We start from the raw sequence: 13,242 nt of genomic DNA on the forward strand, positions 1-13,242 counted from the left end.
AAACCGTTGAATTTCTTAGTGTATTTAGGCATCATTATTTTGCTGCCATTGTATGCACAGTTCAAAGTTAAAAGTACGTATAACAAGTATTCAAAGGTACGTTCTACATCTGGGATGACCGGTGCTCAAGTTGCTCGTCTAATTTTAGATCACAATGGATTGCAAGATGTAAAAGTCGTTGAAACACAAGGAGTTTTAAGCGATCACTACAATCCGGTCACTAAAATTGTTGCGCTGTCGAGTCAGAACTATCACGAAGCATCTGTTGCAGGAACAGCTGTAGCCGCACACGAAGTGGGACACGCGATTCAAGACAAAGAAGCGTATGCATTCCTTCGTTTTAGACATCGTCTAGCTCCTGTAGCCGGAATCACTTCGAATGCCAGCTGGTTCTTTATCATGGCGGGGCTGATTTTCTCGAGCATGAACAGTTTACTTGGAATCGGGATTATTATGATGGCAGTTGGAGTTGTTTTCCAGGTTGTCACATTGCCTGTTGAATTTAATGCTTCCAGCCGTGCTATGACTCAAATTGTGGAACTTGGAATCATTCGGAACGAAGAAGAACCCCATGCGAAAAAGGTATTAAGTGCAGCCGCAATGACTTATGTTGCAGCGACTGCCGTAGCAGTGCTTGAATTGCTTCGTCTTGTTACGATTTTTCTTAATCGGGACTAAAAAAACGCCCACGCTGATTGTCAGCGCTGGGCTTTTTTTTATCGGGGAATCGGTTGTTTCTTATCATCTAAGGTAAAGCCTTCTCCCATAACATCATGAACGTCTGATACAGAGACGAAGGCATGCGGGTCTATTGAAGTGATGATATTTTTCATTCTCATAATTTCGTTTTTTGCAATGACACAGTATAAAATACTGCGATCTGCTTTTGTAAAGTGTCCATAACCTTTGAATACGGTCACACCGCGATCCATTTCAAGAGCGATTTTGGTGGCTATGGCATCTTGATGATCTGAGATGATGAACGCACCCCTTGCAGCGTAGGCACCTTCTTGTACGAAGTCAATGACACGAGCACCGACAAACAATGCAACCAGTGTGTACATAACAGAACGATGGTCAAGATAGACATACCACGAGACTAGGATAACTGCAGCATCAAACATAAACATCGTTTTACCGATGCTCCATCCCCAATGAATTTGTGCAAGGCGTGCGATAATATCTACACCGCCTGTAGTGCCTCCGAATCTGAAGATGATCCCGAGACCGACACCGACAAAAATCCCCGCAAATAACGAAACGAGGAACATGTCCCCTTCAAGATGGATATCGATCTGGTATTTCATAAACACTTTTAAAAATACAGAAACTGCGATTGTTCCTACTACCGTATAGGTAAATATTCGTTTACCAAGCATTTTCCATCCGATAATGAACATAGGAACATTGAGCACTAAGTTCATAATTGCAGGATCCCATTTGAAAGCGAAAAATAGAATCAATGTAATTCCTGTAAAACCGCCTTCGGCTAACTCGTTTTGAATATTGAAATGAACGAGACCAAAGCTGAAAATGGCTGCACCGAGGACGATGAAAAACAAATTTTTAATCTTAATATCCTTGAACATATCCTTAAACATCCCATCACTCTCCTAAAAGCACTAGTGTTATTATCAGCCATCCAATATATTTTGACAATAGGAAGATGAATGAATACGATAAGTAAAGAAAGGTGTGAGCGAGTTGAGTGAACCAAAAACAATGTACACAATGCAAAAAGAGGTGGATGCATACATATCCAGCTTTAAAGAAGGATACTTTCCGCCAATGGAGCTCATCGCCCGTTTAACTGAAGAATTAGGTGAATTATCTCGGGAAGTACAGCACGTGCATGGGATGAAGAAAAAGAAAAGTTCCGAAAGTGCCAGCACGTTAACTGAAGAGACCGGAGATTTGTTATTTGTCCTTATCTGTTTTGCGAACGCACAAGGAATCGAATTGACAGAAGCACTGGATACGGTTTTGAATAAGTTTAAAACACGGGATGCAGATCGCTGGACTAAAAAGGAGGAGATCGAATGACAATCCGGGTTGCAATCGCAGGTGCCAGAGGACGAATGGGAAGCACTGCAGCAGCAGCAATCACTGAAGCACCTGACATGGTGTTTGCAGGCGCTCTAGATTATAAATACGATGGCTGGTACATAAATGGGGGTACACTGATAGAGCAGCCATCAGGTGTTCGTGTATATACTTCCATTGCTGAACTGGCAGAAGCAGAAAAACCAGATGTTTTGCTCGACCTAACGGATCCGGAAGCAGTATTTCCGAATGCTCAAAAAGCGATTGCACTCGGTATTCGCCCTGTTATAGGTACGTCGGGCCTTACGCTGGAAGAGATTGATCATTTGAAAATAATGAGTGAACAAAAAGGATTATCTTGTATTTTGGCTCCGAACTTTTCAATCGGTGCAGTATTAATGATGAAATTTGCTGCACAAGCTGCACATTATCTTGGAGATGTTGAAATTATTGAAATGCATCACGATCGAAAGCTGGATGCTCCTTCAGGTACAGCAGTTAAGACAGCTGATATGATTTCTGACGTACGAACACCGCATTTACAGGGACATCCTGATGAACAAGTGAATGCATACGGAGCAAGAGGCGCAGACGTACAAGGAATGAAAATCCATAGTGTGCGCTTACCGGGCTTACTTGCGCATCAGCAAGTACTGCTTGGAGGAGAGGGCGAGCTGTTAACTATACGACACGATTCGTTTGATCGTAAAAGTTTCATGCCAGGCGTTCTTCTAGCTGTCCGCGAATCTGTAAGTCATCATCAATTTGTCAATGGATTGGAGCAACTTATCTAAGTAAGGAACTTTTTATAGTAAGGGATGATGGGATGGAACGATTAAAAATAGGAGTCATTTGCTATCCATCCTTAGGAGGATCCGGGGTGGTAGCAACCGAGCTTGCTATAAAGATGGCGGAAAAAGGTCATGAAATTCACTTCATTACGTCCAGTCTGCCATTTCGGTATAATGAGCCGCATGAAAATATCCATTTTCACGAAGTCCGGATAGATGGATACGCAGTTTTTAAATATCCGCCCTATGATATCGCGCTCGCGAATCGTATCGGCCAAGTTATAGAGGAACAGCACTTGGATTTGCTCCACGTTCACTATGCAGTGCCGCACGCCGTCTCGGCGGTCTTGGCAAAAGATATGATCCAATCAGATATAGGAATCATTACCACCTTGCACGGAACCGACGTGACGATCCTTGGTCATGATCCAGCACTTCGTAACACAGTCAAATATGGAATCGATAAATCGGATATTACTACTGCCGTTTCGGACTCTCTTCGAAAAGAGACGATTGAGCTGATAGAGCCCGCTAAAGAAATCTTGACGATTTACAATTTCATTGATGAAGAAACGTATCACCCAGTAGCGGCAGGATCTGTACGGGAGGAATTCGATATTCAGAAGGATGAAAAAGTAATCATCCATATTTCGAATTTCAGAAGCGTCAAGCGCATTCCGGACTTGATTCGGGCCTTTGCGAAAATTACAGAGAAGGTTCCTGCTAAGCTTCTATTGGTAGGTGAGGGCCCTGAAATGCCTAGAATCCGGAGACTGGCGGACATGCTTGGTGTTACGGATGAAGTGGTATTCACAGGCAGACGCGACGACCTGCCTGAGCTTTTGTCCATTAGTGATGTCATGGTGCTCCCTTCGGAAAAAGAGGCATTCGGGCTTGTGTTATTAGAAGGGTTTGCGTGCGGGGTTCCGGCAGTAGGTACAACGGCTGGAGGTATCCCTGAAGTGATTGAAGAAGGCGTTAATGGGCATATAGTGCCGATTGGCGATCCAGATGCCATTGCAGAAAAAACGCTTCGAATTTTATGTGACAGTGAGGTTCATCAAATGATGAAAGAAAATGCGTTGGAAACTGTGAAAGGGAAGTTCGCATCGGACCATATCGTAGGCCAATATGAAAAGCTGTATTATGATTTGAAAAAGAAGGAATGCTAATATGTTTGGAACTCATCAAAGTCGTAGAGTAATTACCCGATTGAACGAAGCAGGTTATGAGGCAGTGTTTGTAGGAGGAGCCGTCAGAGATTATCTGCTTGGAAAAGAGCCGACGGATATTGACATTGCTACTTCCGCCACCCCTGCACAAGTAAAATCCGTATTCTCGAATACAATCGATCTAGGAACGGAACATGGCACGGTACTGGTCATTGAATCAGGTGAACCAGTTGAAGTGACAACTTACCGGACTGAAGGTACGTATTCAGATAATCGAAGACCGGATGAGGTTCAGTTTGTAACATCTTTAGAAGAGGATCTTAAAAGACGTGACTTTACCATCAATGCCCTTGCGCTGCGAATTACCGGAGAAGTGGTAGATCCCTTTAATGGCCGTGCAGATTTGTCTGCAAAAACCATCCGGGCTGTTGGGAATGCCAGCGAACGTTTTAGTGAAGATGCACTAAGAATGATTCGCGCAGTCCGGTTTGTGTCCGTTTTAGGTTTTACCTTGGAGTCTTCGACACGGGCTTCCATCTCAGAACTGGCGGGCACCATAAAAAGTCTTTCAATTGAGCGGATTAAAGCGGAATTTGACAAACTGTTTCGAGGAATGTTTGCCCAGCAAGCATTGAAGTTATTAGCAGATACCAAATTATCACGGGAACTTCCATTATTCCCCGCACAACATGAGGCGTGGTTACAATGTGCCCCTTTCCAGAATTCACTTGATGGATGGGTGTCTCTAATGCTTGCAGGGAATTTTGATGTATCTATAGTGGTAAAAGCATACAGATTATCAAACAAAGAACGTATGTATTTAAAAACGGTACAAAAGTTCTTTGAAATCAGACAGCAGCGCACTTACACAACCGATGATTATTACGAAGCGGCGTATTCGACATTAGTATCTGTTGAGAAGATGATTGCTGCATTCACCGACCTAATGCCAATCAGTAATAGTGCGATTAAGGAGGCAATGGAGAGCTTGCCGATCCATTCCAAGCATGAGTTATCGGTAAGAGGTGAACAGCTAATGGATTGGACAGGCAAAAAAGCGGGAAAATGGCTGGGAGAAGCGATTCAAGCTATTGAACACGCTGTGCTGCATCAAGTAGTTCCGAACGAACAGAATGCGATAAAGGAATGGTTTTCACATGAATACGAATGTAAAGAGTGAGCTGCTGAAACGGATGTCAGCAGGAAAAGACAATCCCGTGTCAGGACAGCAAATTGCAGATGAGTATGGTGTATCTCGCACTGCTGTTTGGAAATATGTAAAAGAACTTGAGAGTGAAGGATATGAGATTGGCACGATTCGAAAACGAGGATATTATTTGATCAGTTCACCTGACACTGTAGCGCCCTCCGCAATACAACAGTTTCTTCAAACTGAAAACTATGGACGCAGCATGCGTCATGTTGAAACGTGTCCTTCAACACAAATCCTGGCACACGAAGAAGCTCAAAATGGTGCACCGAATGGGACTGTTATTATTGCGGATGAACAAACCGCCGGCAAAGGCCGGCTTTCACGCCCTTGGTCATCTGCAGCTGGAAAAGGGATCTGGATGAGTGTCATTACGCGGCCTGAGCTGACACCGCAGCAAGCCCCGCAAATGACGCTTGTGGCTGCTGTTGCCATTGTCCGTGCAATTGAAGAACTGACAGAAGTCACACCTGCAATTAAATGGCCGAATGATATCTTAGTGAATGGCCGGAAACTGACAGGGATCCTGACTGAGCTTCAAGCAGACCCTGATCGGGTTAAGGCGATCATCCTCGGTATTGGCATGAACGTCAACCAGCAGCTGGAGGATTTCCCGGAAGAGATCCGTGCAATTGCCACATCACTTTGTATTGAAGAAGGGCAGCCTCTCAGCCGGCCGAAGCTTGCAGCTAAAGTATTGGATTACTTGGAGCTGTATGTAGCGCTGTATGTAAAAAAAGGATTTGCTCCCATTAAAATTTTATGGGAAAGTTATGCGGACTCCATTGGCAAACGTGTACGCATTTCTACATTGCAAGATACGTACGAAGCAACTGCCAAAGGCATCTCTGAAGATGGCCGTCTGGAAGTCGTGCTTGACGACGGGTCAATACGGGGAATCTATTCAGCAGATATTCATATTATCTGAACAGTGAAAACCATTTGGCAAGTAGCCGTCCGAGATGTTATAGTATTTTAGAAGGGCGATATCATTTTGAATCGCACCCGTAAGATCAGCACTGCACCGCCAAATGAATATTTCTGCCTTGATCATATTGACAGGGACGGAGGAAACCTATGACGATATCCTACACAACCCTTCTGTCTTTTTATGACTAGAAGGGTTTTTATGTTTTGGTTTTCTCCTTAAGAGGAGAGGAGAAGAACAATGAAAACGATTACTGAAATGAAACGTATGAAAACTGAAGGTGAAAAAATTGTCATGATGACAGCATATGATTTCCCGACAGCTGTTTTTGCTGAAAAGTCGGATGTTGATATTTTGCTGGTGGGGGATTCTCTTGGAATGGTTGTTTTAGGATATCCTTCAACTGTGTATGTGACTGCTGATGACATGGTACATCATGGGAAAGCAGTTCGACGCGGAGCAAAGGACACGTTTCTTGTTGTCGATCTGCCCTTTGGCACATTTAGAGGTTCACAAGACCGTATCTTGTCTGAAGCAATTCGTGTCTTCCAAGAAACTGGGGCTGATGCATTAAAGGTTGAAGGGGCTGATGAAGTATTAAATACGATTCAGCTGCTAACAAGCACGGGTATCCCAGTCGTTGCTCATTTAGGACTGCTGCCACAATCTGCATCTGTAAGCGGAGGATACAAGGTACAAGGAAAAACTGCAGATGCTGCAAGGAAGCTACTGGATGATGCAGAGTTATGTGAACAAGCCGGTGCATGTATGATTGTTGTGGAATGCATACCTCATCAGTTGACGAAACAATTGACTAAAGCGGTGAATATACCAATCATTGGTATAGGTGCGGGGGCAGCAGCAGACGGGCAAGTTCTCGTTTTCCACGATCTTGTAAAATATGGAGAACATCGTTTGCCGAAATTTGCAGAAAGCTTCAGCGATGCGGGAAAAGTAATTCAAGAAGGAATTTCAGCATATACAAACGCTGTGCGAACAGGGATATTCCCTGACATGCGGCATCAGTTTACGATGAAGGAAGAAGAACTAGTGAATCTGTATGGAGGCGCAAACAAGTGAATAAGACAACACCTATGCGATCTGCAACTACAATTTCAAAGATGACTGAGTGGCAAAAGTCTGTTAAAGAAACAGGCAGAAATATCGGATTTGTACCGACGATGGGTTTTCTGCATGAAGGTCATTTAACTTTAATACAAGAAGCGAAAAAGAATAACGATTGTGTGGCCGTCAGCATATTTGTAAACCCCGCCCAATTTGGACCAGATGAAGACTTTGATGCGTATCCTAGAAATTTAGATGCTGATATCAGGCTGGCAGCGAAAGCGGGTGCAGATATTGTATTTTGTCCGGAGGTGGATGAAATGTATCCGTCAGACGGGGGGATTCGCATTGTGCCGGGTCCTTTGGCAAACCGCTTATGCGGGGCATCCCGGCCAGGTCATTTTGACGGCGTTTTAAAAGCGGTGTTGAAACTTGTAAATATTGTGCAGCCGGATTCTGTGTACTTTGGTATGAAAGACGCCCAGCAACTTGCGATTATTGAAACATTTTTCCGGGATTTCAACTGTCCGGCAACTGTTGTCCGCGTTCCGACCGTCCGAGAACAGGATGGTTTGGCAAAAAGCTCTCGTAATGTTAACCTATCAATCTCTGAACGCAACGAAGCACCGGCAATTTATGAAGCGCTGCAACAGGCGGTAATCTTATTTCATGAAGGTCTGGAAATTACAGCAGTCGAGCAATTTGTCGCAGAGCAGATAAAGAATAAGACATCAGGAACCATTGACTATATTTCAATGCTGACTTACCCGCAACTGGAAGAGCCGGATGCTATGTCAGACGAACTGATCCTTGCATGTGCCGTACAATTTTCAAAAGCACGTTTAATCGACAACATTATTTTTAAGAGGGAAGGCTAAAACTATGTTTCGTACTATGCTCACAAGCAAGCTGCACCGCGCGACAGTTACAGAAGCAAACTTGAATTATGTAGGAAGCATTACCATCGACGAAGATTTACTGGATGCAGCTAATATTTTAGTGAACGAGAAAGTTCAGATCGTTAATAATAACAACGGGGAGCGTTTTGAAACGTACACGATTCCAGGAAAACGAGGCAGCGGCATGATCTGTGTCAACGGTGCTGCGGCAAGACTCGTCCAGCCAGGAGATATCGTCATCATCCTCGCATATGCCCTTATGTCGAACGAAGAAGCACAGCGGCATGCGCCTGCTGTTCTTTTAATGGATCAGCACAATAACATCGAACAAATTATTCAAGAATCTCACGGAGTAATTGTTTAAACAAATTATTACCGGGACAAAAAAATTGCAAGTACTAATTAAATTCGTCAATTTAAGCTATCCAGAAATCAGTTTCCACTGGCTTTCTGGGCAGCTTTTTTATTTATGGTCATCAGGACAGCCTTCCTTTAGAGCCTTCCTTGAATATATGGTACAATCTGCAGTAGGAAACCGATACAGGAAGTTGATGAAACCATGGAAAATCTAAAATTTGCAGTAGTCGATTTGGAAACGACTGGTCATTCACCTGAAAAAGGAGACCGGATTATTCAAATTGCCATCATGTTCATTGAAAACGGCATACTTACAAATGAGTATGTCCGCTTTGTCAATCCCGGTCAGGAAATCCCTGTCTTTATACAAGAACTTACTGATATCACAAAAGACGATGTGAAAGATGCCCCGTTATTTGAAAAAATTGCTCATGAAGTAAGAGACTTATTAGATGGCTGGATGTTTGCTGCACACAATACGAACTTCGATTTGACTTTTTTGCAAAAAGAATTTCAACGTTGCGGCATTCCTCGCTGGCAAGGTAAGCAGATTGACACAGTTGAATTCTCGAAAATCATGTTTCCTTCAGCTGTTAGCTATCGGCTAAAGGAATTAACGGAAGAACTTGGCATCGAACTTTCCGCTGCTCATCGTGCAGATGACGATGCTAGAGCAACAGCTAATTTACTCCTCAAATGTATTGAGAAAGTGACATGTCTTCCAGAACAAACACTTGCTCGTTTACATAAGCGTTCTTTTTCGATGAAAACGGATCTATCGGTGATTTTTTATTTAGCTTTGGTGGAAAACAGAAAGAAGACCTTAAACCCGCACTTTTCACAATTCCGCGGTATTCCATACCGTCAAGCTATATTAATGAAAGAACTGAGCCCGAGAAAAATAGTCTATCCAACAAGCCTTGACGAAAAAGACCAGTTGCTCATACAAGCGTATCCTTCCTACGAATCCAGGAGCGCACAGCTGCAATTCATGGACGCAGCTTGGGAGTCCTTGAAGTCAGGTACGGAAATAATGGTTGAAGTCCCTACAGGAATCGGTAAAACAGTGTCCTATTTACTCCCAGCAACTGTACGCGCAGTTGAAACTAAAAAGGCAGTCATTGTGAGTACGTATACGAACCATTTAGCAGATAAAATTATGGCGGAAGAAATTGATGTTGTATCGAAAGCGTTATCTATTCCAGTTCGAGCTACTGTACTGAAAGGCCGGTCGAATTACATCTCGCTTATGAAGTTTGCAGAGCTCTTGCTTAGTGGTGAATCGAGCTATGATAATATATTCACTGAAATGCAGCTCCTGGTCTGGCTTACAGAAACCATGACAGGGGATCTTAATGAGCTCAATCTTTCTGGCGGGGGCATGCTCTATATCGATCGAATCCGTAAAAGGTCTTCTGTTCTTGCAGAAGATGAAATCGGAGTGGATTATCACCAGATTGCTTTAGAAAATTGCCGTCATGCAGATATTGTCATAACGAACCATGCATTACTTCTAAGCGATGGTTCCAGTAAGCAACAAATTGTAGGAGAATCGAGCGGACTCATCATCGATGAAGCCCATCAGTTTATTCATGCTGCGTATAAGACAAATGAAATCATTTTCTCTTATACAAATTGGAAATATGTTATGGGGCAAATAGGTTCTGAAGCAGACGATCAAATCAGTCGCCGCATTGAAGAAATCCTTATACGAAAAAGGTTACATCGATCACGTGAGCGCTCGAACCTATCGTCCGAATTCGATAAGTTCACTTCTGCATTTGATGCTGCAATTCAACTGCTAACCGGTTCGGAATCAGCACAAAGGGGTCATGTGAAAGGGAGTCGAATTCATATCGCTTTAGAAGACATCTCTGCAGATTCAACCCTATTTAAAACAGTTTTTCAATCGATGAATGAGTTCATTGAAACAGCTTCGGCCTACGTAAAACGATTAGACCGGGAAGTGGAAAGTCTATCCAATAAGGAACAGGCAATTCTTGCAGAGTGGCACTATTGGATAGATGAGTTCCGGGTGAAAGTTGGTGAGTGGGTTGAATTATTCCTTGATCAGGAAACTGGCGGTACCGTTTGGATTGAACAAGATCAAAGAAGTATTCCAGGAAGCCTCACAGTCATAAAAAGTCCAATTGACAGTGCACCTGTTATCCGCAAAGCGTTGGATTCATTCTTCTCTAAGGAAAAAGGCGTGATTTGGACATCAGGGACGCTGTCGGTGAAAAGTGATGAGCGTTTTGTTGCTCGGCAATTAGGTGTGGCCCCTGAGGTGCCCGTAATGAAATTGCTTGCTCCCGAACACTTCTATACAGGAGCTCAAATTTTTCTAATCGATGATATGCCGAACATTCAACAAGTTGCACAACAGGAATATGTGGAGGAAGTAGCTGAGGCGATTGTCCAAACAGTCATGGTAACGGAAGGAAGACTGTTTGTTCTTTTCACGTCGCAAGATATGCTTAATCAAACACATGAACTTATTTCAGACAGCGGATTGCTGGAAGATTATGCACTAATCGCCCAAGGGATCAGTTCAGGCAGCAGATATCGGCTGCTAAAATCCTTTCGACAATACGAAAAAGCGGTATTGTTCGGTACAAACAGCTTCTGGGAAGGAGTAGATGTCCCTGGAAATGCATTATCTGCGATTATTATCGTGCGTTTGCCATTTTCGTCTCCCACTGAACCTGTTTTTAAAGCAAAGACTGCTCAATTGAACAAGATGGGGAAGAACGCTTTTACGGCTTATGCTTTACCTGAAGCGATTCTAAGACTTCGACAAGGTTTCGGTAGACTGATTCGCTCCTCTTCAGACACTGGTTTTTTCATCATTTTGGATCGTCGAATTGAAACGAAATCATATGGGAAGAAGTTTCTGGAAGCACTGCCTGATGTACCTGTTAAAAAAGTGTCACTTGCACGTATGGTAGATGAACTTAATAATTGCTATAATAAATGAGTGTATCGGACTTGATGGATCGCAATCTGATTGCGTATCCAAGTCAATAGAAACCCATTTAAGCGGGATGTGAAATCATGGTTAATTGGATAAAGTTTTTCATCATTTTTCTATTCACACTTACGCTTGCATTGACATCATTTGTTTTTTACAAAGCATATGAACCAGCTTCTTCTCTTAAAGAGAATGCGACCGGCAAAGTATTGGATGCCGGTCTGTTAGCGGAAGTGGATCGTGCGGAAGTGTATAACGGTACAACCTCTCTGACAGTCGTCTTTGGAAAGGATGACAAGGACGTTGCAAAAGCCGTTTTCGTAAATGAGAAAGCAAAAACGGAAAAAGATTTTAAAGTGCTTGTCCTGAAAAAGGGCATCACATCGAAACAAGCCTTAACTTCCGTGAAACAAGAAATGGACGTCAACAAACTCATCCATGTTAAACTAGGTATGGAAGATGATGCTGCTGTATGGGAAGTCGCTTTCAAAAATGAGGCAAACAAGCTGAATTACGTATATGTCTCATTTTCAGACGGTCAGTGGCAAAAGCGAATATTAAACTTATAGGAAGTGCATGAACGCACTGGTAAAGGGAGCGATGGACTTGGCGAAGCAATTAGCATCCAGAGTTATGACACTTTCACCTTCAACAACTTTAGCGATTACAGCTAAGGCGAAAGAGATGAAGGAATCTGGAATCGATGTAATCGGTCTTGGAGCAGGAGAGCCTGATTACAACACACCTGAACCTATACTCGAAGCAGCATGGCGTTCGATGAAAGAAGGCAAGACGAAGTACACACCATCCGGCGGTCTGCCTGCACTTAAGGATGCTGTCATCGGGAAGTTGGAAAAGGATCAAGGCTTAACGTATACACGGACTGAAGTCATGATTGGAATTGGTGCAAAACACGTTTTATACACATTGTTCCAAACAATTTTAGATCCAGCGGACGAAGTGATTATTCCTGCACCGTATTGGGTGAGTTATCCGGAGCAAGTGAAACTTGCCGGCGGAGTTCCTGTGATCGTTCAAGCAACGGCTGAAGCAGAGTTTAAAGTGACGGCTGGCCAAATCGAAAAAGCCATCACATCAAAAACGAAAGCACTTATTTTGAATTCACCTGGCAATCCCACTGGGATGGTGTATACAGAAGAAGAACTGAAAGCAATTGCAGAAGTTTGCGAAACGCATGATATTTGGATCATTTCAGACGAAATCTACGAAAAACTTGTCTATGGCACTGCGAAGCATGTTTCAATTGCGACGCTGTCTGAAGATGCAAAGACGCGTACTTTTATCATCAATGGAGTTTCAAAATCTCATTCGATGACAGGGTGGAGAATTGGTTTCATTGCAGGGAATGAGCAAGTCGTTAAAGCAATGACGAACCTTGCGAGCCATTCGACATCTAATCCTGTAACTACTTCACAATACGCAGCAATTGAAGCGTATAATGGTTCCCAGGATGCGGTAGAGATGATGCGGAAAGATTTTGGTTCACGCCTGGAGCGGATTTATCCGCAAATTCAAGCAATCCCTGGTTTCCACACGGTTAAGCCTCAAGGTGCATTTTATTTACTTCCGGATGTATCGGAAGCTGTAAAGCATACTGGATATGAAAACGTGGATGCTTTCGCGAAAGCCTTACTGGAAGAAGCAAATGTGGCGGTCATTCCAGGCAGCGGATTCGGTTCAGAGGAAACAATCCGATTATCGTATGCGACTTCTATTGATTTGCTGGAAGAAGCGGTGCGCCGTATTGACAAATTTGTAAAAGAGAAATGGAACGATTGATTGAAA

Annotated in this window: 13 protein-coding genes; 12 read left to right on the forward strand and 1 reads right to left on the reverse strand. The window is 43.2% G+C overall.

Annotation, left to right across the window (positions count from 1 at the left end):
• Positions 1–6: 6 nt before the first annotated feature.
• Positions 7–678 (forward strand): zinc metallopeptidase, encoded by a 672-nt coding sequence (locus PGH26_RS05740; RefSeq protein ID WP_323693045.1) that lies wholly within the window; start codon positions 7–9, stop codon positions 676–678.
• Between the two features lie 38 nt (positions 679–716).
• Here PGH26_RS05740 and PGH26_RS05745 read toward each other — a convergent pair whose 3' ends face one another.
• Positions 717–1,589 carry a YitT family protein gene (locus tag PGH26_RS05745; RefSeq protein WP_323693472.1) on the reverse strand — a complete coding sequence of 291 codons (873 nt, stop codon included), beginning with the start codon at positions 1,587–1,589 and terminating at the stop codon, positions 717–719.
• A gap of 133 nt (positions 1,590–1,722) precedes the next feature.
• Here PGH26_RS05745 and PGH26_RS05750 point away from each other — a divergent pair, with 133 nt between their 5' ends.
• The 11 genes from PGH26_RS05750 (at position 1,723) to PGH26_RS05800 (ending at position 13,236) form a co-directional block, all read left to right on the forward strand.
• Positions 1,723–2,043 (forward strand): nucleotide pyrophosphohydrolase, encoded by a 321-nt coding sequence (locus PGH26_RS05750; protein WP_431312535.1) that lies wholly within the window; start codon positions 1,723–1,725, stop codon positions 2,041–2,043.
• Positions 2,040–2,837, forward strand: coding sequence for a 4-hydroxy-tetrahydrodipicolinate reductase (gene dapB / locus PGH26_RS05755; RefSeq protein ID WP_323693047.1), 798 nt, complete (start codon positions 2,040–2,042; stop codon positions 2,835–2,837). The genes PGH26_RS05750 and dapB overlap by 4 nt, the downstream gene beginning before the upstream one ends.
• 32 nt (positions 2,838–2,869) lie before the next feature.
• Positions 2,870–4,006 carry an N-acetyl-alpha-D-glucosaminyl L-malate synthase BshA gene (bshA, locus tag PGH26_RS05760; protein WP_323693048.1) on the forward strand — a complete coding sequence of 379 codons (1,137 nt, stop codon included), beginning with the start codon at positions 2,870–2,872 and terminating at the stop codon, positions 4,004–4,006.
• Between the two features lies 1 nt (position 4,007).
• Positions 4,008–5,186 (forward strand): CCA tRNA nucleotidyltransferase, encoded by a 1,179-nt coding sequence (locus PGH26_RS05765; protein WP_323693049.1) that lies wholly within the window; start codon positions 4,008–4,010, stop codon positions 5,184–5,186.
• Positions 5,164–6,144, forward strand: coding sequence for a biotin--[acetyl-CoA-carboxylase] ligase (locus PGH26_RS05770; RefSeq protein ID WP_323693050.1), 981 nt, complete (start codon positions 5,164–5,166; stop codon positions 6,142–6,144). The genes PGH26_RS05765 and PGH26_RS05770 overlap by 23 nt, the downstream gene beginning before the upstream one ends.
• Positions 6,145–6,384: 240 nt before the next feature.
• Entirely contained in the window at positions 6,385–7,224 is an 840-nt protein-coding gene (panB, locus tag PGH26_RS05775) for a 3-methyl-2-oxobutanoate hydroxymethyltransferase (protein WP_323693051.1), read from the forward strand.
• Complete coding sequence (gene panC / locus PGH26_RS05780) at positions 7,221–8,087, forward strand: pantoate--beta-alanine ligase (RefSeq protein WP_323693052.1); 867 nt, start codon at positions 7,221–7,223, stop codon at positions 8,085–8,087. Before panB ends, panC begins: the two co-directional genes overlap by 4 nt.
• A gap of 4 nt (positions 8,088–8,091) precedes the next feature.
• Positions 8,092–8,472: an aspartate 1-decarboxylase gene (panD, locus tag PGH26_RS05785; protein ID WP_323693053.1), complete on the forward strand. Its 381-nt coding sequence runs from the start codon at positions 8,092–8,094 to the stop codon at positions 8,470–8,472.
• Between the two features lie 195 nt (positions 8,473–8,667).
• A complete protein-coding gene (gene dinG / locus PGH26_RS05790; protein WP_323693054.1) occupies positions 8,668–11,442 on the forward strand; it encodes an ATP-dependent DNA helicase DinG in 2,775 nt (924 codons plus the stop codon).
• A 77-nt stretch (positions 11,443–11,519) separates the two neighbouring features.
• Positions 11,520–12,005 (forward strand): cell wall elongation regulator TseB-like domain-containing protein, encoded by a 486-nt coding sequence (locus PGH26_RS05795; RefSeq protein WP_323693055.1) that lies wholly within the window; start codon positions 11,520–11,522, stop codon positions 12,003–12,005.
• A gap of 31 nt (positions 12,006–12,036) precedes the next feature.
• Entirely contained in the window at positions 12,037–13,236 is a 1,200-nt protein-coding gene (locus PGH26_RS05800; protein ID WP_431312536.1) for a pyridoxal phosphate-dependent aminotransferase, read from the forward strand.
• The last annotated feature ends 6 nt before the right edge of the window (positions 13,237–13,242 follow it).

This window comes from Sporosarcina jeotgali (genome assembly GCF_033304595.1).
In the GTDB taxonomy this organism is placed as follows: domain Bacteria; phylum Bacillota; class Bacilli; order Bacillales_A; family Planococcaceae; genus Sporosarcina; species Sporosarcina jeotgali.